General features: G+C 69.9%; 17 protein-coding genes. 6 read left to right on the top strand and 11 right to left on the bottom strand.

Features of this window, described 5'->3' with window-relative positions; genetic code table 11:
- Window positions 1–96: 96 nt before the first annotated feature.
- The 5 genes from dxs to ACQEVM_RS09870 all read right to left on the bottom strand — a co-directional run bounded on the left by dxs (window position 97) and on the right by ACQEVM_RS09870 (window position 7015).
- Window positions 97–2013, bottom strand: coding sequence for a 1-deoxy-D-xylulose-5-phosphate synthase (gene dxs / locus ACQEVM_RS09890; protein ID WP_433077015.1), 1917 nt, complete (start codon window positions 2011–2013; stop codon window positions 97–99).
- 250 nt (window positions 2014–2263) lie between these two features.
- Window positions 2264–3553, bottom strand: a complete 1290-nt coding sequence (locus tag ACQEVM_RS09885; protein ID WP_433079909.1) for a sugar ABC transporter permease — start codon at window positions 3551–3553, stop codon at window positions 2264–2266.
- Between the two features lie 26 nt (window positions 3554–3579).
- A complete protein-coding gene (locus tag ACQEVM_RS09880; RefSeq protein WP_053684862.1) occupies window positions 3580–4368 on the bottom strand; it encodes an ATP-binding cassette domain-containing protein in 789 nt (262 codons plus the stop codon).
- A 202-nt stretch (window positions 4369–4570) separates the two neighbouring features.
- Entirely contained in the window at window positions 4571–5683 is a 1113-nt protein-coding gene (locus tag ACQEVM_RS09875; protein ID WP_433077012.1) for a sugar ABC transporter substrate-binding protein, read from the bottom strand.
- Between the two features lie 117 nt (window positions 5684–5800).
- Window positions 5801–7015: an ROK family transcriptional regulator gene (locus ACQEVM_RS09870; protein WP_433077009.1), complete on the bottom strand. Its 1215-nt coding sequence runs from the start codon at window positions 7013–7015 to the stop codon at window positions 5801–5803.
- Window positions 7016–7606: 591 nt separating this feature from the next.
- Here ACQEVM_RS09870 and mgtA point away from each other — a divergent pair.
- Both mgtA and ACQEVM_RS09860 read left to right on the top strand, forming a co-directional pair.
- Window positions 7607–10324 (top strand): magnesium-translocating P-type ATPase, encoded by a 2718-nt coding sequence (gene mgtA / locus ACQEVM_RS09865; protein WP_433077007.1) that lies wholly within the window; start codon window positions 7607–7609, stop codon window positions 10322–10324.
- A gap of 82 nt (window positions 10325–10406) precedes the next feature.
- Window positions 10407–11129 (top strand): MgtC/SapB family protein, encoded by a 723-nt coding sequence (locus ACQEVM_RS09860; protein WP_433077005.1) that lies wholly within the window; start codon window positions 10407–10409, stop codon window positions 11127–11129.
- A gap of 8 nt (window positions 11130–11137) precedes the next feature.
- On the opposite strand, the gene ACQEVM_RS09855 is transcribed toward ACQEVM_RS09860, so the two are convergent.
- The 5 genes from ACQEVM_RS09855 to ACQEVM_RS09835 all read right to left on the bottom strand — a co-directional run bounded on the left by ACQEVM_RS09855 (window position 11138) and on the right by ACQEVM_RS09835 (window position 18730).
- Window positions 11138–12067 carry a carbohydrate ABC transporter permease gene (locus tag ACQEVM_RS09855; protein WP_433077003.1) on the bottom strand — a complete coding sequence of 310 codons (930 nt, stop codon included), beginning with the start codon at window positions 12065–12067 and terminating at the stop codon, window positions 11138–11140.
- 12 nt (window positions 12068–12079) lie between these two features.
- Entirely contained in the window at window positions 12080–13024 is a 945-nt protein-coding gene (locus ACQEVM_RS09850) for a carbohydrate ABC transporter permease (RefSeq protein WP_433077001.1), read from the bottom strand.
- Between the two features lie 43 nt (window positions 13025–13067).
- On the bottom strand, window positions 13068–14519 hold the full coding sequence (ngcE, locus tag ACQEVM_RS09845) for an N-acetylglucosamine/diacetylchitobiose ABC transporter substrate-binding protein (protein WP_433076998.1): 1452 nt from the start codon (window positions 14517–14519) through the stop codon (window positions 13068–13070).
- A gap of 339 nt (window positions 14520–14858) precedes the next feature.
- Window positions 14859–17573 carry an aconitate hydratase AcnA gene (gene acnA / locus ACQEVM_RS09840; protein WP_433076995.1) on the bottom strand — a complete coding sequence of 905 codons (2715 nt, stop codon included), beginning with the start codon at window positions 17571–17573 and terminating at the stop codon, window positions 14859–14861.
- Between the two features lie 155 nt (window positions 17574–17728).
- Window positions 17729–18730, bottom strand: a complete 1002-nt coding sequence (locus ACQEVM_RS09835; RefSeq protein ID WP_433076993.1) for a LacI family DNA-binding transcriptional regulator — start codon at window positions 18728–18730, stop codon at window positions 17729–17731.
- A 199-nt stretch (window positions 18731–18929) separates the two neighbouring features.
- Between ACQEVM_RS09835 and ACQEVM_RS09830 the strand changes: the two genes are divergently transcribed.
- The 4 genes from ACQEVM_RS09830 to ACQEVM_RS09815 all read left to right on the top strand — a co-directional run bounded on the left by ACQEVM_RS09830 (window position 18930) and on the right by ACQEVM_RS09815 (window position 24699).
- Window positions 18930–21008, top strand: a complete 2079-nt coding sequence (locus ACQEVM_RS09830; RefSeq protein WP_433076990.1) for an amidohydrolase — start codon at window positions 18930–18932, stop codon at window positions 21006–21008.
- A gap of 57 nt (window positions 21009–21065) precedes the next feature.
- Window positions 21066–22595 carry a helix-turn-helix domain-containing protein gene (locus ACQEVM_RS09825; protein ID WP_053684679.1) on the top strand — a complete coding sequence of 510 codons (1530 nt, stop codon included), beginning with the start codon at window positions 21066–21068 and terminating at the stop codon, window positions 22593–22595.
- Window positions 22596–22786: 191 nt separating this feature from the next.
- Window positions 22787–23275, top strand: a complete 489-nt coding sequence (locus ACQEVM_RS09820; protein WP_433076987.1) for an NUDIX domain-containing protein — start codon at window positions 22787–22789, stop codon at window positions 23273–23275.
- A gap of 17 nt (window positions 23276–23292) precedes the next feature.
- The gene (locus ACQEVM_RS09815) at window positions 23293–24699 is read left to right on the top strand and encodes a cytochrome P450 (RefSeq protein ID WP_433076985.1); all 1407 of its coding nucleotides are present in this window, start codon (window positions 23293–23295) and stop codon (window positions 24697–24699) included.
- A gap of 22 nt (window positions 24700–24721) precedes the next feature.
- Here the strand turns inward: ACQEVM_RS09815 and ACQEVM_RS09810 are convergent, their stop codons facing one another.
- The gene (locus ACQEVM_RS09810) at window positions 24722–26203 is read right to left on the bottom strand and encodes an MFS transporter (protein ID WP_433079907.1); all 1482 of its coding nucleotides are present in this window, start codon (window positions 26201–26203) and stop codon (window positions 24722–24724) included.
- Between the last annotated feature and the right edge of the window lie 295 nt (window positions 26204–26498).

Here is a 26498-nt window from a genome sequence, read left to right as displayed (position 1 = left end):
ACGCGTACGAGAAACGGGCCGGGAGGCCCACCCTCCAAGGGTGATCTCCCGGCCCGTGGGACGCAACCGCGCGTCGGGGGCCCGATGCCCCGTCGACTAGTCGACGGTGGCGGCCGGCTCGTTGTCGTAGCGCCCGTCCAGCTTGGCGACCAGGCCCGTCACCTGACGGGCGATGTCCGGGGCGGTCAGGCCGATCTCGGCCAGGATCTCCTTGCGCAGCGCGTGGTCGAGGAAGCGCTGCGGGATGCCGAAGTCCCGCAGCGGTACGTCGACGCCCGCGTCCCGCAGTGCCTGCGAGACGGCGGCGCCCACGCCGCCGGTGCGGCCGTTGTCCTCGACGGTGACGACGACCCGGTGCTGCTCCGCGAGCGGGGCCAGGGCCTCGTCCACGGGCTTGACCCAACGGGGGTCGACCACGGTCGTGGAGATGCCCTGCTTGTCGAGCAGATCGGCGATCTCCAGGCACATCGGGGCGAGCGCGCCGACGGACACGAGCAGTACGTCCGGACGGGTGACCTCGGGGGCCGGGGTGCGCAGCACGTCCATGCCGCCGATCCTGCCGACGGCCGGCACGGCCGGGCCGACGACTCCCTTGGAGTAGCGCACGACGGTCGGCGCGTCCTTGACCTCGACGGCCTCGCGCAGTTGGGCGCGCAGCTGCTCCGCGTCGCGCGGGGCGGCGAGCCGCAGGCCGGGCACGACCTGGAGGATCGACATGTCCCACATGCCGTTGTGGGAGGCGCCGTCGTCACCGGTGACGCCCGCGCGGTCCAGGACGAAGGTGACCCCGCACTTGTGCAGGGCGACGTCCATCAGCACCTGGTCGAAGGCGCGGTTGAGGAAGGTCGCGTACACGGCGAAGACCGGGTGGACCCCGCCGGTGGCCAGTCCGGCGGCCGAGGTGGCGCCGTGCTGCTCGGCGATGCCCACGTCGAAGATGCGCTCCGGGAAGGCGTCCGCGAACTTCTTCAGGCCGACGGGCTGGAGCATGGCCGCGGTGATCGCGACGATGTCCGCGCGCTCCCGGCCGAGCTTGACCATCTCGTCGGCGAAGACGGAGGTCCAGCTGGCGGCGGCCGTCTTGACCGGGAGGCCGGTGTCCGGGTGGATGACGCCGACCGCGTGGAAGCGGTCGGCCTCGTCCTGGACGGCCGGCTGGTAGCCGCGGCCCTTCTGGGTGAGGCAGTGCACGATGACCGGGCCGCCGAAGCGCTTCGCGCGCTGGAGCGCGGACTCCAGGGCCTCGATGTCGTGGCCGTCGATGGGGCCGACGTACTTCAGGCCGAGGTCCTCGAACATGCCCTGCGGGGCGATGAAGTCCTTGAGGCCCTTCTTGGCGCCGTGCAGGGTCTCGTAGAGCGGCTTGCCGACGACCGGCGTGCGCTCCAGGAGGTCCTTGCCGCGGGCCAGGAACCGCTCGTAGCCGTCCGTGGTGCGCAGGGTGGCCAGGTGGTTGGCGAGGCCGCCGATCGTGGGGCCGTACGAGCGCTCGTTGTCGTTCACCACGATGACCAGCGGGCGGTCCTTGGCGGCGGCGATGTTGTTCAGCGCCTCCCAGGCCATGCCTCCGGTCAGCGCGCCGTCGCCGATGACGGCGGCGACGTGGTGGTCATCGCGGCCCAACACCTCGTTGGCCTTGGCCAGGCCGTCGGCCCAACCCAGCACGGTGGAGGCGTGGGAGTTCTCGATGACGTCGTGCTCGGACTCGGCGCGTGAGGGGTAGCCGGACAGGCCGCCCTTGGTGCGCAGGCCGCCGAAGTCCTGGCGGCCCGTGAGCAGCTTGTGGACGTAGGCCTGGTGGCCCGTGTCGAAGAGCACCTTGTCCTTGGGCGAGTCGAAGACCCGGTGCAGGGCGATCGTCAGCTCGACGACACCGAGGTTGGGGCCGAGGTGCCCGCCGGTCTTGGAGACGGCGTCGACGAGGAAGGACCTGATCTCGGCGGCGAGCTGTTCGAGCTCCTCCTGGCTGAGCCGGTCCAGATCGCGCGGTCCCTTGATGCGGGTCAGCAGCACCCGTGCCTCCTTGCAGTTGCTTGCTGGTCTGTCGAGTCTAATGTTCCGCTCGCGACGAGCGTCATCGGGCGGTACCGGGAGGGTCACGCCTTTGTCATACCTGTACACCTGATCGCCAAATCACACATCCCAAACGGGTGTATACCCGCACAGTTGTACCCACGAATGTACGCACGAGCGCCCGGCACCACTGGAAGTGGCACCGGGCACTGTGACGGGTCTTACCGCCGGGTACTGCCTGGGACGGAGGTCAGGCGCGGCCGGCCGTCTTCTGGGTCTTGCGGGTGACCGAGTCGATCACGACCGTGGCCAGCAGGACCGCACCCGTGATCATGTACTGGATCGGCGTGGCGATGCCCTCCAGGGCCAGACCGTACTGGATGGAGGTGATGACCATGACGCCCAGGAGGGCGTTCCAGGTCCGGCCCCGGCCGCCGAAGAGGCTGGTGCCGCCGATGACGGCCGCCGCGATCACGTTCATCAGCAGGTCGCCGGCGCCGGCGCTCTGGTTGGCGGCCGCGATCTTGGAGGCCCAGAAGAGCCCGCCGACGGCGGCGAAGGTGCCGGCGATGGCGAAGACCGTGATCCGCACACGGTTCACGTTGATGCCGGCGCGACGGGAGGCCTCGACGCTGCCGCCGAGCGCGAACACCTGACGGCCGAAGGAGGTGCGGCGCAGGAGGAAGTCCGTGCCGACGAGGGCCAGCAGGAAGAGCACCACCGCGAGCGGCAGACCCTTGTACTGGTTGAACACGACGGCGGGACCGAAGGTGAACACCGCGAGGACGCCGGTGCGCAGCAGGATCTCGGTGAGCGGCCGGGCGGGGACGCCCGCAGCCTGTCGGCGCCGGTTGTCGAAGTAGGTGGCCAGGAAGTATCCGGCCACGGCCAGGGCCGCGAGGCCGTAGCCGACCGCCACGTCCGAGAAGAAGTAGGTGGTCAGCTGACCGACCACGCCCTCGGAGTCGAGGTTGATGGTGCCGTTGCTGCCGAGGATCTGCAGCATGGCGCCGGACCAGAACAGCAGGCCCGACAGGGTGACGGCGAAGGCCGGGGCCCCGATCCGGGCGAAGAAGAAGCCGTGGATCGCGCCGATGAGGGCGCCGCCCGCGACGGCGGCGAGGATCGCGAGCCACTCGTTCACGCCGTGGGTGACGGCGAGGACGGCGACGATCGCCCCCGACACACCGCTGACCGAGCCGACCGAGAGGTCGATCTCGCCGAGCAGCAGCACGAAGATGATGCCGACGGCCATCATGCCGGTGGCGACCATCGTGATCGCGATGTTGGTCAGGTTCTCGGCGCCGAGGAAGTTCGAGTTCAGGCTCTGGAAGATGCTCCAGATGACGATCAGACCGACGACGACCGGGAGGGATCCCAGGTCACCGGCCTTCATCTTGCGGCCGAACTCGCTCAGGTAGCCGGCGAAGCCCTGCTCGCGCACGAGCAGGCGGGGGTCGACGGCCGGGATGGCGTCGGCCGCCGCCGCCGGGTTGACCGGGTCCACGTGCCCGACGCGGTCGGCCGGGCCCTTGTCCAGCGGTCCGGCGGCAGGGTTCTGGGTGCTCACTTGCGGGCCTCCCCGGTGCGGGCCGCCCGGCGGGTCACGGCGTTGTCCGTGGCACCGGTGATGGCGGAGATGATCTCTTCCTGCGAGGTGTCGGCGACACTGAAGACGCCGTTGTTGCGGCCGAGCCGCAGAACCGCCACCTTGTCGGCGACGGCCTTCACATCGGCCATGTTGTGGCTGATGAGGATGACGGCGTGACCGCGTTCGCGCAGCCGCTCCACCAGGTCGAGGACCTGTGCGGTCTGCTCGACGCCGAGGGCGGCGGTCGGCTCGTCGAGGATGACCAGCTTGGGCTCGCCGAGCATCGAGCGGGCGATGGCCACGGTCTGGCGCTGACCGCCGGAGAGCGAGGCGATCGGGATGCGGACACTGGGGATCCGGATCGACAGGGTGGTCAGGAGCTCGCGGGCACGCCGCTCCATCTCCACCTCGTCGAGGATGCCGCGGCGCTTGAGCTCGCGGCCCAGGAAGAGGTTGCCGACGACGTCGATGTTGTCGCACAGCGCGAGGTCCTGGTAGACGGTCGCGATGCCCAGGTTCTGGGCGTCGTGGGGCTTGCCGATGGAGACCGGGCGGCCCTCCCACTCGATGACCCCGTCATCGATGGGGTGCACGCCGGCGATGGTCTTGACCAGCGTGGACTTGCCGGCGCCGTTGTCGCCGACGAGGGCGACCACCTCGCCGGAGTGGATCTCGAGTTCTACGTCGGTCAGGGCCTGAACGGCGCCGAACCGCTTCGAGACCCCTCGCAACGCCAGCACGGGCGCAGCGGACACATGAACCATCTCCTTCGCCGCCTGACCGGCGGGGATGTCGTGCAAAAGAGCAGGAACGCGAATGGGGGGTGGAGCGGTGGAGCGTGGGGTGGAGCGTTGAGTAAACGTTTCTGCCCGGCGCCCCGCGGTGGCGGGGAAGAGAGGGGCGGGGCGCCGGACAGGCGTGGGGGTCTGCTCGCCTCGACGACTCGAGGAGGGGAGCGACGGGGCCTTACTTCAGGCCGAGGGTGGTGCAGTTGGCCGCGTACTTGTCGCTGCAGATCTCGTCGGCCGTGTAGACGCCGTCCTTGATGACGGTGTCCTTGATGTTGGCCTTGGTGAGCGAGACGACCGGGATCAGCACGGACGGGACGCCCTTGGTGGTCGGGCTGTCGACCTTCTGGTTGATGATTCCGTCGATCTTCTCGCCCTTGGCGAGGGCGACGGCCATCTCGGCCGCGGCGGCGGCCTCCGGGGCGTACGGCTTGTACACGCTCATGAACTGCTCACCGGCGACGATGCGCTGCACACCGGCGAGTTCGGCGTCCTGACCGGTGACCGGGGGCAGGGGGGACAGGCCGGCCGCCTTGAGGGCGGTGATGATGCCGCCGGCCATGCCGTCGTTGGCGGAGTAGACGCCGACGACCTTGTCCTTGCCGATCGCGGAGAGCGCTCCCGCCATGTTGGTGTTGGCGTTCTCCGGCTTCCACTCCTTGGTGTCGTACTCCTTGCCGACGGTCACCTTGCCGTCGAGGACGGAGTGCGCGCCCTTCTTGAACAGGGCGGCGTTCGGGTCGGTGACGGAGCCGTTCATCATGACGATCTGGCCGTCCTTGGCCTTGTCGCCCAGCGCCTCCAGGAGCGCCTTGCCCTGGACCTTGCCGACCTCTTCGTTGTCGAAGGAGGTGTAGGCGTCGATCGGGCCCTCGGCGAGGCGGTCGTAGGCCACGACCGGGATGCCGGCGTCCTTGGCCCGCTTGACCGAACCGGCGATGGCCTTGGCGTCCACGGCGTCGATGATCAGGACGTTCACCTTGTTGGTGATCATCGTGTCGACCTGCGAGTTCTGCGTGGTCGCGTCCTGCTTGGCGTTCGCGTAGACGACCTCGGCCTTGCCGCCCGTGAGGTCGGCGACCTTCTTCTCGATCAGCGGCTTGTCGAACTTCTCGTAGCGCGCGGTCTGGTTCTCCGGGAGGAGCAGACCGATCTTTATCGCGTCACCCTTGGCGGCGCCCGAGTCCTTCGGCTTGTCGCCGGCCTCCTTCGCACTGCCACAAGCGGCAAGCGACACGGCCATGGCACCGGCGGCGACGGCTACGGCGGCTCTACGCATACGAGTGTTCATTACTTGAACCTCCCTGACGAGGCCGCAACACTGCGGCCGAGGTGGATGTGAGTCAACCCCGGCCGCGTTTTGCCGTCAAGGAGTGAATCCTTAACGAGATGACAACGGTGCCATCCGTTATCTAACTGAAGACATGGTCGTCAGCGTGCGCAGGCCTACCCCGTTCTCCGCCAAAAGCGTCGAATCGCCCATCTCGCTGAGGACGAGGGCCAGCGCCCCCAGCACCTCCGCACGCCCGCCCAGCGACCCCGTGAGGACCGACAGCTGTCGGGCGGCGCTGGGGATCGCGTACCTCCCCACTGATTCACGGATGGGGGCCAGCACCAGTTCACCGGCGTCGGCGAGGGAGCCGCCGAGGACCACCCGGCTCGGGTTCAGGAGATTGCACAGGCTCGCCACACCGCTGCCGATGTGCCGACCGACGTCGGTGATGACCCGACGGCAGCCCGGGTCGCCCTCGCGGGCCAGCTCCACCACCCGTTCCATCGTCAACTCCGGGCCGTGGGTGCCCTGGAGGAGGGGCAGCACGTACCGGGCCGCGGCGAAGGTCTCCAGGCAGCCCCGGTTGCCGCAGCGGCAGACCGGGCCCGACTCGTCGAGGGTGATGTGCCCGATCTCGCCGGCCGTGCCGCCGGGGCCCCGGTAGATCTGACCGTTGATCACCAGGCCCGCGCCGACGCCGCTCGCGACCTTGATGTACGCGAGGTCCTTGACCCCGCGACCACTCCCCCAGACCAGTTCCCCGAGGGCTCCGAGGTTCGCGTCGTTGTCCACGTACACGGGTACGCCCAGCCGCCGCGAGAGCTCCTGGCGGGGGTTGATGCCCGCCCAGCCCGGCAGGATCGCGGTCGAGCCCAGGGTTCCGGACTCCACGTCGATCGGGCCGGGCACGCCGAGCCCGACCCCGATGACCTTGTCCCGACCCACCCCGATGCCCTCGATCAGGCGCCCGACCAGCGCCTCGGCCCGGTCGAAGCCCTCCACCCAGGACGCGTCCACGTCCAGCGGCTCGGATTCCTCGGCCAGCACCTGGTGCGCGAGGTTCCCGACGGCCACCCGCAGGTGGGTGTGGCCGAAGTCCACGCCGATCACGATGCCCGCGTCGCCGCTGAGCGAGACGCTGCGCGCCCGCCGGCCACCGGCCGAGGTGTCGGTGACCTCGACGGTCCCGGCCTCCTTGAGCTCGCGGACGATGTTGGAGACCGTGGCCGCCGACAGTCCGGTGGTACGGGCGATCTCCGCCTGGGTCAGCGAACCCGCGAGGCGCACCGCCCGCACGACCCGTTCAAGATTCGCGCGATGCAGCGAGGACTGCGATCCGGGAGTCTGCACGACTCATCCACTCCTGCCCTTTAGCGACGGCGAGCCGTCGCCCCCCGGCCGGCAGTCGCGGCTGTGTGCTCCGAGACACCGGCGTCTCTCCAACTTGTGAACCTTAAGTCGAGCCTTTGGCCCTCCACACGTCAAGAGGCTGACGCAGCACGAAACGGCCACTACCGGTCATAAGCATGAAAGAACCCCCTCAACATCGTGCTACGGTCGCTGAGGCGCCGATCCTCTGCGGCCTTTCCGGCCGGACCGGGCGCCTCATGTGACGGCGCTATGCAAGGAGGTGTTCGGGATGAGTCCCGATCGAAGTCCTTGCCGCGCCCTCGCCGGCTGACCAGTCCGTCGACTGATCCACTTCCTCTCGTACGCACCGTCGCGGCCCCACGCCGTCACCGCGCGTCCGGCGGCCCCTCGGGCCCGCCATCCCTCCCCTTCCGCACGTCCCGGATCCCCCCGATCCCTCGACGGATGTGCGTCATCCATGCCCGTCGGCGTACCCGTGGCCGCTTCGCGCCGCCTCGCGCCGACCTGTGATCACTCCACGTGACCGCGCGGCTTCGCGCTGCCCGGACGCCGTGGAGGGAGGTATTTGCCATGACCATGCTCACCCCGCGCACCCCGACGAAGCTCGCGCCGCCGGGCCGGGCCCGCCGCGAACGCAAGGCCGCCGAGCTGGAGGCGCGCACCCGCCTCGTCGGCGAGCGGCTCGCCCAGCTCAGCGCCCGCCCCGGCGATCAGGTCCTGCGGGACCTGTCCGCCGGCCGCCACGGCCTCACCCACGACGAGGCCTCCCTGCGCCTGGAGCGACACGGCCCCAACGTCGTCGCCCGGGAGCGCGCCCCGCGCTGGTACGCCCAGTTGGCGAAGGCGTACGCCAACCCCTTCATCGCCGTCCTGGTCTTCCTGGCCGGGATCATGTACTGGCAGGACCCGGCCGACCCGGGCGTCGTCATCCTCTCCGTGATGATCGGCATCAGCGGACTGCTGCGGTTCTGGCAGGAGTTCCGATCGGGCCGGGCCGCCGACGCGCTGAAGAGGCTCGTCACCACCACCTGCGCGGTACAGCGTCGCGCCGGCGGGGGCTCGGCTCCGACCACCTTCGAGGTGCCCATGGACCGGGTGGTCCCGGGCGACCTGGTCAGGCTGGCCGCGGGCGACCTGATCCCGGCCGACCTGCGACTCGTCACCTCCAAGGACCTGATGGTCTCTCAGGCCGCCCTGTCCGGCGAGTCGTTGCCCGTGGCCAAGGCCGACACCCGCGCGGACGACCCGGGGCAGACGCTGACGCGCGACCCCGTCGAGGCCGACAACCTGGTCCTGATGGGCACCTCGGTCACCTCCGGCACCGCCACCGGGGTCGTCGTCGCCACCGGCGCCGACACCTGGTTCGGCTCGATGGCCGGCTCGCTCGTCGGCGAGCGCCCGCAGACCAACTTCGACACCGGGGTGCGCAAGGTCAGCTTCCTGCTGATCCGCTTCATGCTGGTCATGGTCCCCGTGGTCTTCATGATCAACGGCTTCACCAAGGGCGACTGGGACGAGGCGTTCCTGTTCGGCATCGCCGTCGCGGTGGGCCTGACCCCCGAGATGCTGCCGATGGTCGTCTCCGCCAACCTGGCGCGCGGCGCGGTCGCCATGTCCCGGCGCAAGGTGGTCGTCAAGCGGCTCAACGCGATCCAGAACCTGGGCGCGATGGACGTGCTCTGCACGGACAAGACCGGCACCCTCACCGAGGACCGGATCGTCCTGGACCGCTACCTCGACGTGCACGGCGACGAGGACGACGAGGTCCTGGAGTACGGCTACCTCAACGCGCACTTCCAGACGGGCCTGCGCAACCTCATGGACCGGGCGGTCATCGACCGCGTCGACGAGGCCGAGGAGGTTGTCGTCGACGCACGGTTCTCGATGGTCGACGAGATCCCCTTCGACTTCGCCAGGCGCCGGATGTCCGTGGTGCTGAACCGCAACGGCATCGTGGGCGGCGCTCGCGTCGAGCACGTCATGGTCACCAAGGGCGCGGTCGAGGAAGTCCTCTCCCTGTGCACCCACATGACGGACCGCGGTGAGAGGGTCGAGCTGACCGAGCGGCTGCGCGGTCACGTCACCCGGATCGCCGAGGACAACAACCGTCGGGGCCTGCGCGTCCTCGCCGTCGCGACCCGTACGTTCGCCGGCCCGCGCGACACCTACACGGTCGCCGACGAGGACGGGTTGACCCTGGTCGGCTTCCTCGCCTTCCTCGACCCGCCGAAGGCCGACGCGGCCCGGGCCCTGCGGGCCCTCGCCGACAAGGGCATCGAGGTCAAGGTGGTCACCGGGGACAACGACCTGGTCGCGGCGCGGGTCTGCGCGGACGTCGGCCTCGACGTCGGGCGCGTGGTGCTCGGTACCGAGATCGACGCCCTGGACGACGCCGGGCTGCGCGCGACGGCCGCCGGCACGACCGTCTTCGCGAAGGTCAACCCGGTCCAGAAGGCCCGGATCGTACGGGCCCTGCAGACGGACGGTCACACCGTCGGCTTCCTCGGGGACGGCATCAACGACGCCGCCGCGCTGCGCGACGCCGACGTCGGCATCTCGGTGGACACCGCCGTCGACATCGCGAAGGAGTCGGCGGACATCATCCTGCTGGAGAAGGACCTGACCGTCCTGGAGCAGGGCGTGATCCAGGGCCGGACCACCTTCGGCAACACGATCAAGTACATCAAGATGACCGCGTCCTCGAACTTCGGCAACGTCTTCTCGGTGCTGGTGGCGAGCGCGTTCATCCCGTTCCAGCCGATGCTCGCGATCATGCTGCTGGTGCAGAACCTGGTCTACGACATCTCCCAGTTGGCGACCCCGTGGGACCGGATGGACGAGGAGTACCTGCGCAGGCCCCGCAACTGGGACGCCAAGGGCATCGGCCGCTTCATGGTGACCATCGGCCCCGTCAGCTCGATCTTCGACATCTCGATGTTCCTGATCATGTGGCACGTCTTCGGCGCGAACAGCGAGGCCGGGCAGGCGCTCTTCCAGTCCGGCTGGTTCATCGAGGGACTGCTGTCGCAGACCCTGATCGTCCACATGATCCGCACCCGGAAGATCCCCTTCATCCAGTCCCGCGCCTCGTGGCCGGTGATGGTGATGACCGTCCTCGCGGTGCTGACCGGGCTCTGGCTGCCCTTCTCGCCGCTGGCCGGCTCGCTGGGCTTCGTGGCCCTGCCGGCGGGGTACTTCCCTTGGCTGATCGGCGTACTCCTCGCGTACTGCACGCTCACTCAGGTCGTGAAGACCTGGTACATCCGCCGGTTCGGCACCTGGCTCTGATCGACACGACCGAGGGACTCGTCACGACCGCGGAACTCGCCACGACGGCGGGAATCCGCGCGAACGCGGGAGGGAGGGGCGCATGGCGCTCGACGAATGGGTGATGGCCGGGCACCTGGCCGCCGCGCTCGGATTCGGGTCGGCGATCGGCCTGGAACGTCAGTGGCGGGCCCGGATGGCGGGCCTGCGGACCAACGCCCTCGTGGCGGGCGGGGCGGCGCTGTTCGTGCTGCTCTCGCAGTACGGGTTCATGGGCACCGTCTCCGAGGTGCAGTACGACGGCTCGCGCGTCGCGGCCCAGATCGTGTCGGGGATCGGCTTCCTCGGCGCCGGCGTGATCATGCGTGACGGGCTGAGCGTTCGGGGCTTGAACACGGCCGCCACCCTGTGGTGTTCGGCGGCGGTGGGCTGCCTGGCCGGGACCGGGATGTTCGTCCTGGCCGCCTTCGGCACGGTGGGCGTGGTGGGGGCCAACCTCCTGCTGCGCCCGCTGGGCCGGCGCCTGGACCGGCAGCCGCGCGGCGGCGCGGAGGTGGCCACCGACTTCCACTTCGAGGCCGTGTGCCTGGAGGAGGACGAGGCCCACATCCGCCGCCGCGTGGTCGACGCCCTGACCCGACCCGGCCACCAACTGCGCTCGATCCGCAGCCAGGACGGCCCGGTGCCGGGACGGGTGACGGTGTCGGCGCTGCTGACCGCCGAGGGCGAGGGGGGCCGGGCGTTGGAGGAAGCGGTCAGCACCCTCTCGCTCGACCCCTCGGTCTCGGCGGCCGGCTGGTCGGTGGTCCCGACGCCTTCCTGCTGAGAGCGGGACTACTTGAGGGTGGCGGAGGTCAGACCGGCCTGGATCTGTCGCTGGAAGGAGAGGTAGACCACCAGCATCGGGATCATCGCGATGGTCACGCCGGCGAACAGCACCGGCAGGTCCGTCTCGTAGCCCATCTGGTACTGGAGCTGGATCAGGCCCTGGGTGAGCATGTAGCGCTCGGGGTCCGATCCGCTCTGGGGCTGCATGAGCACCGAGGGCAGGATGTACTGGTTCCACTGGCCCAGGACATTGAATATCCCGACGCTGATCAGGCCGGGCTTGGCCATCGGCAGCATCACCTGGAAGAAGATCCGGGTGTCGGACGCCCCGTCGATGACCGCCGCCTCGTGCACCGCCGTGGGCAGCGTGCGGAAGAACGAGTACATGAAGAAGACGGTGAAAGGCATCGAGTAGGCGACGTACACCATGATCAGGCCCTGGTACGTGTTCAGCATGTCCAGGCGCTTGACCATGAAGAACAGCGGTACCAGCGCCAGGAACACGGGGAACATCGCCCCGGACACGAAGAAGTAGTAGATGGCCCGGTTCCCCCGGAAGGGGTACCGGGCCAGTACGTACGCCGCCATCGAGCCGAGCAGCATGGTCAGCGGGACGGAGAACACCATCACGATCATCGTGTTGGCGAAGTAGTCGCCGATGCCCTTGTCCCAGGCGCGGGAGAAGGCGTCGAGGTGCCAGTTGGAGGGCCAGCCGAGTGCCGAGCCGCCGATCTGGGAGTCGGTCTTGAAGGAGCCGAGCATCAGCCAGGCCAGCGGCAGGACGATCAGCACCGCCCAGACGGCCAGGAAGCCGTGCGAGAAGACATTGAGCGCCACGCCCTCGGACGGGGGGCTCCCGCCGTCCTTCCTGACGCGTCGGCCTCCGCCGGACCGCTCGGCCTCGCTCGTGCCGGCGGTCTTGGTCACTGTGGTCATCGTGTCTCCCGCTCAGAACTCGATGCGCTCGCGGCGGGTGGCGCGCAGCGTGACGAGGGAAAGGATCATGGTCAGGATCAGCATGACCACGCCCATGGCGCAGGCGTATCCGCTCTTGCCGAAGTAGAGGAAGTTGCGCATCAGTACCGTGGCCATGACCTCGCTGTGGTGGTCGGGTCCACCGCCGAACTGGCCCGAGGTCATGGTGGACACGAGGACGAACATGTCCATGGCGGCGATGCCCAGGTAGACCGCGGAGGTCTGCACAGAGTCCCACAGCAGGGGCAGGGTGACCTTGAAGAAGGTCTGGGCGCGTCCCGCCCCGTCGAGCAGCGCGGCCTCGTAGATGTCCCTCGGCACGGACTGCATGGCCGCGGAGAAGAGCACCAGGTAGAAGCCCACGCCGTGCCAGACGACCACCATCAGCAGGCACCAGAGCACCAGGTCGGGTTCGTTGAGCCACTCGACGGGGTGGGCCGCGTCGACGAGGCCGACCTTGGTGAGGAAGCCGTTGAGCAGGCCGCCCTCGTCACTTCGGTACACGGCGCCGAAGAGCACCGCGAGGATGGCGAGGGAGAGGACCTGCGGGAAGAAGTAGACGACCTTGTAGAGGGCCGAGCCGCGGACGCCCTTGACCCCGCCGGCCCCGCCGCGTCCGCCCGCGTTCAGCATGAAGGCGAAGAACAGGGACAGCAGGATGGTGATCGTGGGGACGAACACCAGGAGCAGCAGGTTGTGCCACAGGGCGCCTCGGAAGACCTCGTCCTTCATCAGGGCCGTGTAGTTCTCGACGCCGACGAACCGGAACGTCGGCGACTGGCCCGACCAGTCGGTGAAGGAGTAGCCGAACGTCTGGATGTACGGCCAGATGACGAAGGTCAGGTACAGCGCGAGAGGCAGGACGAGGAAGCCGGTGATGAAACCGAGCCTTCCCCTGCTCTGGGCTACTTGGCTCATGGTGTCCGTCCCTGGAGGTGCCGGGTGACCGGTGGACGCGGTGTCAGCTGCGCTTGTTGTTCTTGGCGTTCGGGCTCTTGGCGGCCTTGTCGACCGCGGCCTGGGCCCGCTTGATCCATTCCTTGGGCTGGATGCGCTTGGCCATCAGCTCGTTGGACGCGTTCTGGATGTCGGCGTCCATCTCGCTGTACCAGTCGGGGTACAGGTAGTTGAACGTGTTCGTGCCGGCTCCCTTGAGGGCGGTGACGGCCGACTGGGTGCCCGGCCGCAGCTTGACGTTCGGGTCCACGCCGTCCTTGACGACGGTGAGGGAGTTGGCCTGCTGCGCGAAGAGGGTGGACCACTCGCGGGACAGCATCGAGCGGAGGAACTCCAGGCCGCCGGCCTTGTTCGCGGCCTTCTCCGGGACGATGAACGGCTCGCCGGCGCCGGCGCGGATCGCCTCGAAGGGCAGCTTGCTGTCCGCGAGCACCGGGACCGGGAGGAACTTCATGTCGAAGTCCTCGGGGGTCTGCTTGAGCTGCTCGTTCTCCAGCCAGGAGCCGGAGGGGATGAAGGCGGCCTTGTACTGGTTCCAGGCCGTCTGGGACTCCGTGTGGGTGAGGCCGTTGGTGCCCGGCATCAGGAGGCCCTTCTCCACCACCTCGTACACGGCCTCGACCGCGGCGAGGGCGGCCGGGTTGCCCTCGAAGGCGTTCGATTCGAGGTTGTCGATCGCCTTCATGGCGTCCAGACCGCCCTTCTTGGCGATCAGGTCCATGATGACGACGTTGATGTAGTACGGGAACTTGCCCTGGTGGGCGAGGCCGCCGATGCCGGCCTCCTTGGCCTTGGCGCAGACCGCGAGGAACTCGTCCCAGGTCTTCGGCTCGGTCCAGCCCTTCTCCTTGAAGAGCTTGCCGGAGTACCAGAGGCCGAACACGGTGTAGACGTAGTTGAGGGCGACGAACTTGCCGCCCTGGGTGCCCTGTTCGACGGTGCCGGCGATGAGGACGTCGCGCACCTTCTTGCTCGGGTCGTCGAGCGAGGGCGAGTCGAGCACCTGGGTGAGGTCGGCGAGCTGACCGGCCTTGGCGAGCACGTCGATCTTGATCTGCTGGGCGCCGGAGTCGTCGACGACGTCCGGCGGGGTGCCGCCGTTGAAGCGCGGCTGGAGCTTCGCGGTGATCTCCTGGGTGCCGAGGTGGGTGCTGGTGGTGCCCCACTTCTTGTCGAAGGCCGCTTCCCAGGCCTTCGCGTAGTCGTCACCGAATCCGCCCTTGAAGACGACGACGTCCATCTTGCCGCCCTTGGCCACGCCGAAGGGGTTCTCCTTGGTGACGGCGCCCTTGGGGGCGCCGCCCTTGGGGGTCTCCTCACCGCCGGAGGCGCAGGCGGACAGGAAGCTCATCGTCGGTACGGCGATCAGGCCGAGTGCCGCGGAGCGCTTGATCAGGTTCCGGCGGCCGAGGCCCTCACCGGTGCTGTTCTCGCCGTGGGCGGAGGTGGATCCCATGCTCAAGTCCTCGCCTTCGTCAGGGGTGTGAAGGAGGGAGGGAAAACGACAGCCGCAAGCGGTAGCCGCGCATGCGGACATCGCCGCAGGTCCCCGCCGTCCCCCGGTCCGGGGCCGCTCGTTTCGCGGTGGCCCGGACGGGCACAGGTATAGTCCACTTCCGCTCGGGTGAGCAAGATCGTGCACAAGTATCTGCCCCGGCTTTTCCGAGTTGAGACCTCACCGTCACCTGCCTGGCCGATACCCGACCGCCCGGACAAGCGGAAGGGCCGCACCCCCTTGACGGGGGTACGGCCCTATGGTGCCGACTGCCGGCGGATCGCTCCGCCCGGCGCGCTATCAGCCTCGGATGAGGTTCCGGAGCACGTACTGCATGATGCCGCCGTTGCGGTAGTAATCCGCCTCGCCCGGCGTGTCGATGCGGACGACCGCGTCGAACTCCACACCGGTGTCGGTGGTCACCTTGACGGTGCGCGGGGTGGTGCCGTTGTTCAGCTCCTCCACACCGGTGAAGGCGAAGGTCTCCTCGCCGGTGAGGCCCAGCGAGGCGGCCGTGGCACCCTCGGGGAACTGCAGGGGCAGGACGCCCATGCCGATCAGGTTCGAGCGGTGGATGCGCTCGTAGGACTCGGCGATGACGGCCTTGACGCCGAGCAGCGCGGTGCCCTTGGCCGCCCAGTCGCGGGACGAGCCGGAGCCGTACTCCTTGCCCGCCAGGATGACCAGCGGGATGCCGGCGGCCTGGTAGTTCTGCGAGGCGTCGTAGATGAAGGCGACCGGCGCGCCGTCGACGGTGAAGTCGCGGGTGAAGCCGCCCTCGGTGCCCGCGGCGATCTGGTTGCGCAGGCGAATGTTCGCGAACGTGCCGCGGATCATGACCTCGTGGTTGCCTCGGCGGGAACCGTACGAGTTGAAGTCGCGGCGCTCGACGCCGTGCTCCGTGAGGTACTTGCCGGCCGGGGTGTCGGCCTTGATGGCACCGGCCGGGGAGATGTGGTCGGTGGTGACCGAGTCGCCCAGCTTGGCCAGGACGCGGGCGCCGGCGATGTCCGAGACCGGGGTGGTCTCCATCGTCATGCCCTCGAAGTAGGGGGGCTTGCGGACGTAGGTGGACTGGGGGTCCCACTCGAACGTGTTGCCGGTCGGGATCTCCAGCGCCTGCCACTGGGCGTCGCCCGCGAAGACGTCCTGGTAGGACTTGCTGAACATGTCCTCGCCGATGGCGTTCGCCACGACGTCGTTGACCTCGGCCTCCGACGGCCAGATGTCGGCCAGGAAGACCGGCTTGCCGTCGGTGTCGGTGCCCAGGGCGTCCCGGGTGATGTCCACCTTCATGGAGCCCGCGATGGCGTACGCGACGACCAGCGGCGGGGAGGCCAGGTAGTTCATCTTGACGTCGGGGTTGATGCGACCCTCGAAGTTGCGGTTGCCCGAGAGCACCGAGGTGACCGCGAGGTCGGCCTCGTTGATCGCCTTCGAGATCTCCTCGTCCAGCGGACCGGAGTTGCCGATGCAGGTGGTGCAGCCGTACCCGACGAGGTTGAAGCCCATCTTGTCGAGGTACGGGGTCAGGCCGGCCTTGTCGAAGTAGTCGGTGACGACCTTCGAGCCCGGGGCCAGGGTGGTCTTGACCCACGGCTTGCGGGTCAGGCCCTTCTCGGACGCCTTCTTGGCCACGAGCGCCGCGGCGACCATGACGTAGGGGTTCGAGGTGTTGGTGCAGGAGGTGATCGCGGCAACGGTGACGGCGCCGTGGTCGATCTCGAAGGAGGTGCCGTCGGCCAGGGTCACCGGGGTGGGCTTGGTGGGCACACCGTTGGAGGACGCGGGGGCGTCGGACGCCGGGAAGGACTCCTTGCCGGCCTCCTCGTCGTCGCTGACGTAGTTGCGCACGTCCGCGGCGAACTGCTCGGCGGCGTTCGCCAGGACGATGCGGTCCTGGGGGCGCTTCGGGCCGGCGATGGAGGGGACGACCGTGGAGAGGTCGAGCTCCAGCTTCTCGGAGAAGTCCGGCTCGGCGGCCGGGTCCAGCCACAGGCCCTGGGCCTTGGCGTACGCCTCGACGAGGGCGACCTGCTGGGCGTCACGGCCGGTCAGGCGCAGGTACTTCAGCGTCTCGTCGTCGATCGGGAAGATCGCGGCGGTGGAACCGAACTCCGGCGACATGTTGCCGATGGTGGCGCGGTTGGCGAGCGAGGTGGCGGCGACGCCCTCGCCGTAGAACTCGACGAACTTGCCGACGACGCCGTGCTTGCGCAGCATCTCGGTGATCGTGAGGACCAGGTCGGTGGCGGTGGTGCCGGCCGGCAGCTCGCCGGTCAGCTTGAAGCCGACGACGCGCGGGATCAGCATGGAGACCGGCTGGCCGAGCATCGCGGCCTCGGCCTCGATGCCGCCGACGCCCCAGCCCAGCACGCCCAGGCCGTTGACCATGGTGGTGTGCGAGTCGGTGCCGACGAGGGTGTCGGGGTACGCCTGGCCGTTACGGACCATGACCGTGCGGGCCAGGTGCTCGATGTTGACCTGGTGGACGATGCCGGTGCCCGGGGGGACGACCTTGAAGTCGTCGAAGGCGGTCTGGCCCCAGCGCAGGAACTGGTAGCGCTCCTTGTTGCGGCCGTACTCCAGCTCGACGTTCTGCGCGAAGGCGTCCTTCGTGCCGAACTTGTCGGCGATGACCGAGTGGTCGATGACCATCTCGGCGGGCGAGAGCGGGTTGATCTTCGCCGGGTCGCCACCGAGGGCCTTGACGGCCTCGCGCATGGTGGCGAGGTCGACGACACAGGGCACACCGGTGAAGTCCTGCATGATCACGCGGGCCGGCGTGAACTGGATCTCCTCGCTGGGCTGGGCCTGCGAGTCCCAGTTGCCGAGCGACCGGATGTGGTCGGCGGTGATGTTCGCGCCGTCCTCGGTACGGAGCAGGTTCTCCAGCAGGACCTTCAGGCTGTAGGGAAGGCGGGCGGAGCCCTCGACCTTGTCCAGCTTGAAGATCTCGTACGACTCGTCGCCCACCTGCAGCGTGCTGCGGGCGTCGAAGCTGTTCGCCGACACGACAGTCTCCTTCATGCATGAATTCGCGCGTATTACCGCAATCCTGCCGCCACGCCCCTTGGCCAATCCGCTAAGGTAAGGCTAAGTTAGGTAACCCTTACCAGCGGGGGCGGCTGCGGTACGCCTTCGGCAGATATCTCGATGTCGAGATAACTCTAGTACATGTCCGGGGGAAGGGACGAGGCGCGCACCCGCATGCCCGCCGGAACGGTCAGCTGGCCGGGGGATTCCGCATGCCCGGATTCCACCAACTTGACCAGCAAGGACACCGCGCATGCGGCGATCCGTTCGGGATTCAGCGTGACGGTGGTCACGGAGAGTTCTTTCTCCCCGTACACCGGATCCTCACTCGCGCAGACCAGCAACAGGTCCCCGGGGGTCCGCAGGCCGTGCCGCCGGGCCGCCGCGAGCACCTGCCTGCCGCCCGGGTCGTACACCGCGTAGACCGCGTCGGGCCGCTCCCGCGCCGCGAAGGCGCCGTCGAAGGCGTGGCCCGGCGCGTCCTCGGGGTCGAAGGGGACGACCAGCTCGGGGGCGCCCCGCTCGGCGCACCACCGGGCGTAGGCGGCGGTGACGGCCCCGGTGTAGAACTCCCGGCCGTACCCGGCGTGCAGGGCGATCCGGCGGGCTCCCGAGGCCGCGAGGTGGTCCAGCACCTCGCGGGTGGTGGCGACGTGGTCGTTGTCCACCCACGCGTCCCCGGGCCACGGGTCGGCGGGCCGGCCGTCGAAGACCACCGGCAGACCGCGCGCCCGCAGCGCCCGGAGCACCGGATCCCCGGCCGGGCTGTCCAGCAGCAGCATGCCGTCGACGGCGAGGGTGTGCCAGAGGGGATCGCCGCCCCGGGCGGCGGGCAGGGTGGTCAGGGCGTAGCCGCGGGTGTGCGCGGCCGAGGTGGCGGCGGTGAGCAGCCGGGAGAAGTAGGCGACGCCGGCGAAGTCCCAGGGCGAGCCGGCGTACGTGGTGACGGCGATGCCGAGGCTCCGGGTGAGCGGCCCGCGCCGGGTGCCGTAGCCGAGGGCTGCCGCGACCTCGCGGACCCGGCGGCGGGTGCCCTCACCGAGCCGGCCGGTGCCGCCGAGCGCGTGGGAGACGGTCGCGGTGGAGACCTCCGCGGCGCGCGCGATGTCGGCGAGTGTCGGTCCGGGGCCTGGCACGCGGACATCGTACGGAGCGGGGCGCGGCGGGTACAGGTGCGGGGGACGGGGGCGGATGCCGGGTCCGGGTGTGGGGTCCGGGTGCCGGGCAGGGGTGCCGGGGGCGGTCCTCGGCTGCGGATTCCGTTGTCCGGGGCGGGTTCCGGTTAAGGGGTTAACCACCGAGTCTCCAGGCCACCGACCGACTCTGGGAGTGGCCATGACCTCTTCATCCCTGTCCCGCCGGGGACTCCTCTCCGCCGTGGGGGCCGCCGGCGCCGCGGGCCTGCTGGGGGCCGGCCCGGCCTCGGCCGCCGGCGCCCCGTCCGCCCGGCGCGGCTCGGCGGCCCTGGTGTTCCACAACGCCCGCGTGTTCACCGGCCTGCCCGGCGGGCGGCCGGTGGAGGCGGTGGCCGTGGGACGGGACGGGCGGATCCTGGCCACCGGCAGCGGTTCGGTGGTCCGGCGTCACGCGGGCCGGGACACCGAGGTCGTCGACGCGCGCGGGAACACCGTGATGAGCGGCATCCACGACGGGCACACCCACCCGCTGGGCGCCGGGGAACGGTCGCTTCGACCCTCCCTGGAGGGGGCCGAGACCACCGTGGCCGAACTCTCGGAGATCCTGCGCGGATTCCTCGCCGACACCGGCGGCCCGGGTGCGGAGCCCGACGGCTGGCTGGTCGTGGAGGACTGGAACCCGGTCGGCCTGCTGCCCGTCGGCACTGCCCCGCACCACTCGCTGCTGGACGCGCTGCCCACCCGCCGACCGATCGCACTGGTCGGCGGCGACGGACACAACCTGTGGGCCAACAAGCGGGCCCTGGACATCGCGGGGATCACGGCGGCGACCCCCGACCCGGTGGGCGGCAGGATCGTCAAGGGGCCCGACGGACAGCCGACGGGCGTGCTCAAGGACGACGCCCAGGCACTGGTGAAACGGCACGTGCCGGAGCCCTCCCGCGCGGAACTCGTCGCGGCCTGCGCCGAGGTGCTGGGGCTGGCGGCGGCCTCCGGGGTGACGACGATGATGGACGCCCTCGTCGGGCGGCACGAGCTGGAGCTGTACCGGGCCCTGTCCGCGGCGGGGCGGCTGCCGCAGCGCATCGTGCCGGCCATCCGCCTGGAGGTGGGGCACACCAAGGATCCCGCGGCCGCCCTGGCGTACGCGCGCGGGCTGCGCCGGGAGTTCGAGGGCGTGCCGGGCCTGCGGTTCGGGATGGTCAAGGTGTTCCTGGACGGGGTCATCGAGCACCCGGCGCAGACGGCCGCCCTGTTGGAGCCGTACCTGGACGGCGACGGCCGGCCGACGGCGAACCGGGGCGAGCTGTACACGTCCGCGGCCGAGTACGGCCGGCTGACCGCGGCCTTCAACACCGCCGGGTGGCAGATGCACGCCCACGGCCTCGGGGACCGGGCGGTGCGCACCGCTTTGGACGGGTACGAGTACGCCCTCCGGGCGACCGGGCGGCGGGACCCGCGGAACGCCGTCGCGCACCTCCAACTCGTCGACCCGGCGGACCTGCGGCGCTTCGCGCGACTCGGCGTGGCCGCCTGCATGCAGCTCCAGTGGGCCGCGAAGGACACCTGGACCATGGAGGCCCTGTTGCCGTACATCGGGCCGGAGCGGCACCGGTGGATGTACCCGGCGCGCAGCCTGGAGAAGGCGGGGGCCCGTCTGACGGGCGGCTCCGACTGGCCCGTGGACGCGCTCCAGGTGTGGAACCAGCTGCGGACCGCGATCGACCGACAAGGCGCCCACGGCGCGGGCGAGCTGTACCGGAAGCTGGAGGGCCTCGGTCGGGACACGGTGCTGCGGATGCACACCTCGGGGACGGCGTGGCAACTGCGCCAGGAGGCCCTGACGGGCACGGTGGAAACGGGCAGGGCGGCGGACCTGGTGCTGCTGGACCGCGACGTGACCCGCTGCCCGGTGGCCGACATCAGCGGAACGGGCGTACGGATGACCCTGGTCGGGGGCGTGTCGCACACGACGCCGACTCCTCGGCGGGGCGGGAGGCCTCGGCGCGGGCCTCGCGCGCGCGGACCTCGCCGCGCCCGGCCTCGTACGCGGCGGTGCACGGCGGCCGACACCACGCCTGCGGGCACTGAACGAGCCCGGCCCGGCCACGCCGGGCCGGCGCAGACCACTCGAAAAGGAACAACTCCCCCATATGACGCAGGAGGAACGCGCGACACCCTCACCGTGACCGGGCGGGAGCGGCCCCCACGGCCTCCCGCTCGGCCCCTCGGGCACCGCGCGCATCCCCACGCGGGGCCGCGATCTGACGGTCGGTGACACCCGTCCGCCACACCCGACGCGATCACCATCTCATATCTGAGATACCGTGCACCCATGGCAGACGACTACCTCGTACGCATCGGCAAGCTCATCCGTGACGCCCGGCAACACCGTGGCTGGACACAGAGTCAGCTTGCCGATGCTCTCGGCACCAGCCAGAGCGCCGTGAATCGGATCGAACGCGGCAATCAAAACATCAGCCTTGAGATGATCGCCCGAATCGGTGAAGCTCTCGACAGCGAGATCGTCTCTCTGGGCTACGCGGGGCCGATGCACCTGCGCGTCGTCGGCGGGCGGCGGCTGTCCGGCGCCATCGACGTCAAGACGAGCAAGAACGCGTGTGTCGCGCTGCTGTGCGCCACGCTGCTCAACAAGGGTCGTACCGTGCTGCGGCGCGTGGCCCGCATCGAGGAGGTCTACCGCCTGCTGGAGGTACTGAACTCCATCGGCGTGCGCACCCGCTGGATCAACGACGGCGTGGACCTGGAGATCGTCCCGCCGGCCCGCCTCGACATGGACGCCATGGACGCGGACGCGGCCCGCCGGACCCGGAGCATCATCATGTTCCTGGGCCCGCTGCTGCACCGTATGGACCACTTCAAGCTGCCCTACGCCGGCGGCTGCGACCTCGGCACCCGCACCATCGAGCCGCACATGATCGCCCTGCGCCGGTTCGGCCTGGACATCACCGCGACCGAGGGGATCTACCACGCGCAGGTCGAGGCCGGGGTCTCCCCCGACCGACCGATCGTGCTGACCGAGCGCGGGGACACGGTCACCGAGAACGCCCTGCTGGCCGCCGCGCGCCACGACGGCGTGAGCGTCATCCGCAACGCCTCCTCCAACTACATGGTCCAGGACCTGTGCTTTTTCCTGGAGGCGCTCGGCGTCAAGGTCGAAGGCGTCGGCACCACCACCCTGACCGTCCACGGCGTCCCGAACATCGACGTGGACGTGGACTACTCCCCCTCCGAGGACCCGGTCGAGGCGATGAGCCTGCTGGCCGCCGCCGTGGTCACGGAGTCCGAGCTGACCATCCGCCGGGTTCCGATCGAGTTCATGGAGATCGAGCTCGCGGTCCTGGAGGAGATGGGCCTGGACCACGACCGCTCCGCCGAGTACACCGCCGACAACGGGCGCACCCGCCTGGTGGACCTGACGGTCCGCCCGTCGAAGCTCGAAGCCCCGATCGACAAGATCCACCCGATGCCGTTCCCCGGGCTGAACATCGACAACGTCCCGTTCTTCGCGGCCATCGCCGCCGTCGCGCAGGGCCAGACCCTGATCCACGACTGGGTGTACGACAACCGGGCGATCTACCTGACCGACCTCAACCGCCTCGGTGGCCGCCTCCAGCTGCTGGACCCGCACCGCGTCCTGGTGGAGGGCCCCACCCGCTGGCGGGCGGCGGAGATGATGTGCCCGCCGGCCCTGCGCCCGGCGGTGGTCGTCCTGCTGGCGATGATGGCCGCGGAGGGCACCTCGGTGCTGCGCAACGTCTACGTCATCAACCGCGGATACGAGGAACTGGCCGAGCGCCTCAACTCGGTCGGCGCCCAGATCGAGATCTTCCGCGACATCTGAGGCGCTTGCGTCCGGCCGATCGGACGCGAGCGGTTCGAGCCCCCGTTCCTCCCGCGCCGGAGGAACGGGGGCCTCGGTCGTTCTTGCGCCGTTGTCCCCCGAACCGGTGGCCGGTTTCGCGAGAGGCGTCGACGCGGCGGGCGGGGGCGGGACAATCGGGGTCCACGCCGCAAGCCGTGAAAGGGGTCCGCATGGCGAACGTCTGGCTTCCGCCCGCGGAGTACATCGAGACCATCGCGCGGGCGACCAGTTACGCCTGTCTCTACTTCACCGACGACGCGGGACGCCCGGTGCAGTTGCGGGCCACCTACGCGACGGAGACCTGGCAGTGGCCGGGCGGGAACATGGATCCCGGCGAGACGCCCTGGCAGTGCGCGGTGCGCGAGTGCCTGGAGGAGACCGGCATGGCCTTCGAGGGCGAGCCGCGTCTGCTGGCCGCGCACTTCATCTCCCACCAAGGCGCGGCCTGGCCGGCGAACCACATCGGTTTCGTCTTCGACGGGGGAACGCTCACGGACGAGCAGATCGGCGCCTTCGTCCTCGATCCCTCGGAGCACACCGAGGTGAGCGTACGGACGATGGAGGAGTGGCGGGCGACCATGACCCCCGTCAACTTCGACCGCCTGCGGGAGATCGACGCGGCCAGGCGGGCGGGCACCGTGGTCTACATGGAACGCTAGAGAGGCGGGGGTCGGTCATGGCGGCGAAGGGCATCGCGGACACCGGCGCGCCGGTGCCGCCACCGCTGCTTCCCGGGGGTGCGTTGCTCGGCTCGCTGCGGGAGCTCAGGGCGGACGCGCTCGGCACCTTCGTGCGGGCCCGCCGGGAAGCGGGTGACATCGTGCGGATCGGCGCCGGACCTCCCGGGTTGCGCACCGAGCTGTACTGCGTCTTCTCGGCGGAGGGCGTCCGGCAGGTGCTGGCCTCGCGGTCGGCCGAGTTCCGCAAGGACAACGTCTTCTACCAGGAGGTTCGGGAGGCGTTCGGCAACGGGTTGTTGACCAGCCAGGACGAGGACTACCTGCGCCAGCGCCGGTTGATCCAGCCGTTGTTCACGCGGCAGCGGGTGAACGGGTACGCGGACGCCGTCGCCGCCGAGACCCGCTCCCTGTCGGCCGCCTGGGCCGATGCCCCGGACGGGATCGTGGACGTCGGCGCCGAGATGCGGCGCCTCGCCCTGCGCACGGTGGCCAGGGTCCTCTTCGGCGCCGACGTGGACGCAGCCGTCGAGGTGGTCGACCGGTGCTTCCCCGTCATCACGGAGTACGTGTTGCGGCGCGGGTTCTCCGCCGTCGCCGTTCCCCGGACCTGGCCGACCGCGGCCAACCGGAGGGCGAACGCCGCGATGGACGACCTCCACGCGGTGTGTGATCGCATCGTGGCGGGGCGGCGGCACGGCGGCCCACACGGCCGGGACCCCGACGGCGTGGCGGCGGGGGACCTGTTGACCCTGCTCGCCTCGGCGCGGAACGCGGACGACGGGACCTTCGACGCCGGCGAACTGCGCGCCCAGGTACTGATCTTCCTGCTCGCGGGGCACGAGACGACCGCCACCTCCCTCGCCTTCGCCCTGCACCTGCTGGCCCTCCACCCCGACGTGCAGGCGCGGGCCCGCGAGGAGGTCTCCCGTGTGCTGGGCGACCGTACGCCGCAGGCCGCCGACCTGGACCGGCTCCCGTACCTCACCCGGGTCCTCAAGGAGACCACGCGCCTCTACCCGGCCGCCCCCGTCTTCGGGCGCCGGGCCCGCGCCGCCACCGTGGTCGGCGGCCATCTGATACCGGCGGGCGCCGAGGTGATCCTGGCGCCGTGGGTGACGCACCGGCACCCCGCCTACTGGCCCGACCCGGACCGCTTCGATCCCGACCGTTTCACCGAGCGGGCACAGGCCGGCCGGCCGCGCCACGCCTGGTTCCCGTTCGGTGCGGGCCCGCGCGCCTGCGTCGGACAGCACTTCTCGATGCTGGAATCGGTGCTCGCGGCGGCGATGGTCCTGCGCGAGTACGCCTTCGAGGCCGTGGACGAGGTGGTACCGGTCAGTGCCGGCATCACGTTGCGGACGCGGGGGCCGGTGCGCTGCCGGATCCGAAGGGTGGCCGGGTAGGGCGTCCGCTGCCCCGGCGGCCTCATACGGCCGTCTGGGTGTGTTTGCCCTGGAGTCGTTCCAGGTCCGAGGGGCGGACCTGGATGACGAAGAGCGCGATCAGCGCGGTGAGCAGGGTGAAGGCCGCCGCGGCCACGAACGCCGCGCTCACGCCCGAGGTGAGGACCTGGTCGCTCCAGGGTTTCGGGAACTGCTTCGTCCGCGCGAAGAACGCCTTCTGTTCCGGGGTGGCCGTGCTCAGGAAGGAGCCCACCTGGCCCTTGGCCTCGTTGCGGCTGGCCGTGCCGAAGACCGTGACCAGGATCGACAGGCCGAGCGAGCCGCCCACCTGCTGCATGGCGTTCAGCAGGCCGGAGGCGGCGCCCGACTCCCGGTTGGGGACGTTGGAGAGCGCCATCAGTGTCAGGGAGACGAACTGCATGCCCATGCCCGCGCTGAACAGGAGCATGGGGCCCAGGATGCTGCCCAGGTACGTCGAGCCGACGTCGATCTGCGTCAGCCACGCCAGCCCGCCGGCCGCGCACAGCGAGCCGGTGACCATGAACGGCTTCGGCCCGTACTTGGGCAGGAGTTGGGAGGTGGTCCCCGCCATCACCGCGATCATCGCGCTGACCGGCAGGAAGGCGAGGCCGGCCCGCAGGGGGCTGAAGCCGAGCACGTTCTGCACGAAGAGCGTCAGGAAGAAGAACATGCCGAAGATCGCGCAGGCGAAGAAGAGCATGATCGCGTAGGTTCCGGCGCGGTTCCGGTCGGCGAACATGTGCAGCGGGGTGATCGGCTGTGGCGAGCGGCGCTCGTTGGCGATGAACAGGGTCAACAGGGCGACGGCCGCGCCGAAGGACCCCAGCGTCACCGGCTCGGACCAGCCGTCCTGGGACGCGCTGATGAACCCGTAGACCAACGCGACCATGCCGAAGGTCGACAGCAGGGCGCCGGCCAGGTCGAAGTGTCCGGAGTGGCGTTCGGACTCGCGGATGACCCGGGGCGTCACGAAGGCGATGATCAGCGCGATGGGGACGTTGACGAACAGCACCCAGCGCCAGTTGAGCCATTCGACGAGGATGCCGCCGGCCAGCAGGCCGATGGCGCCGCCGCCGGCCGAGACGCCGGCGAACACGCCGAAGGCCCGGTTGCGTTCGGGGCCTTCGCGGAAGGTGCTGGTGATCAGGGCCAGGGCCGTCGGGGAGGCGATGGCGGCGCCGACGCCCTGGAGGGCCCGGGCGCCCATCAACTGCCCGGCGTTCTGGGCGAATCCACCCAACAGCGAGGCCAGGCCGAAGAGCAGCACGCCGAAGATGAACACGCGTCGGCGGCCGAGGATGTCGCCCGCGCGTCCGCCGAGGAGCAGCAGTCCGCCGAAGGTCAGCGTGTAGGCGTTGACGACCCACGAGAGGCTTTCGGTGGAGAACCCGAGGGCGGTCTGGATGTGTGGCAGCGCGATGTTCACGATGGTGATGTCGAGGACCACCATGAGTTGGCACGAGGCGATCACGAGCAGCGCGATCGTGTGCCCCCCGCTTCGGAGCCTGCCGTCGGTCCCGGCGCCGCCGGGCTGTTGGTTCGGGTCCACCTTTTCGACGCTAAGCCCGGGCGCCGGGGGCCACCACTCGAACGGCCTAGCCTATGTGACATTTCACATGCCATACGCTCCATGTCGGAGCGGGGAATCGCACCCACCGCGGACGAACCGCCAAGACCCGCGCAACCCGAACCCGCACTCCGCGTCCCGCACCCGCACCCGGCGCGGACGGGGCGAAGGGCCCGGCGCCGATCGTGTCGGCTCCGGACCCTTCGTTCTC

The sequence above is a fragment of the Streptomyces sp. CA-243310 genome (assembly GCF_050936775.1).
In the GTDB taxonomy this organism is placed as follows: domain Bacteria; phylum Actinomycetota; class Actinomycetes; order Streptomycetales; family Streptomycetaceae; genus Streptomyces.
Note: the sequence above shows the minus strand (reverse complement) of the source record. Positions and strands in the feature narration are given on the sequence as shown.

Coding starts and splice junctions, on each gene's coding strand:
- ACQEVM_RS09880 (WP_053684862.1), bottom strand. CDS start 4,368: ATGGTTCATGTGTCCGCTGCGCCCGTGCTGGCGTTGCGAGGGGTCTCG.
- ACQEVM_RS09875 (WP_433077012.1), bottom strand. CDS start 5,683: ATGAACACTCGTATGCGTAGAGCCGCCGTAGCCGTCGCCGCCGGTGCC.
- mgtA (WP_433077007.1), top strand. CDS start 7,607: ATGACCATGCTCACCCCGCGCACCCCGACGAAGCTCGCGCCGCCGGGC.
- ACQEVM_RS09860 (WP_433077005.1), top strand. CDS start 10,407: ATGGCGCTCGACGAATGGGTGATGGCCGGGCACCTGGCCGCCGCGCTC.
- ACQEVM_RS09855 (WP_433077003.1), bottom strand. CDS start 12,067: ATGACCACAGTGACCAAGACCGCCGGCACGAGCGAGGCCGAGCGGTCC.
- ACQEVM_RS09850 (WP_433077001.1), bottom strand. CDS start 13,024: ATGAGCCAAGTAGCCCAGAGCAGGGGAAGGCTCGGTTTCATCACCGGC.
- ngcE (WP_433076998.1), bottom strand. CDS start 14,519: ATGGGATCCACCTCCGCCCACGGCGAGAACAGCACCGGTGAGGGCCTC.
- ACQEVM_RS09830 (WP_433076990.1), top strand. CDS start 18,930: ATGACCTCTTCATCCCTGTCCCGCCGGGGACTCCTCTCCGCCGTGGGG.
- ACQEVM_RS09825 (WP_053684679.1), top strand. CDS start 21,066: ATGGCAGACGACTACCTCGTACGCATCGGCAAGCTCATCCGTGACGCC.
- ACQEVM_RS09820 (WP_433076987.1), top strand. CDS start 22,787: ATGGCGAACGTCTGGCTTCCGCCCGCGGAGTACATCGAGACCATCGCG.
- ACQEVM_RS09815 (WP_433076985.1), top strand. CDS start 23,293: ATGGCGGCGAAGGGCATCGCGGACACCGGCGCGCCGGTGCCGCCACCG.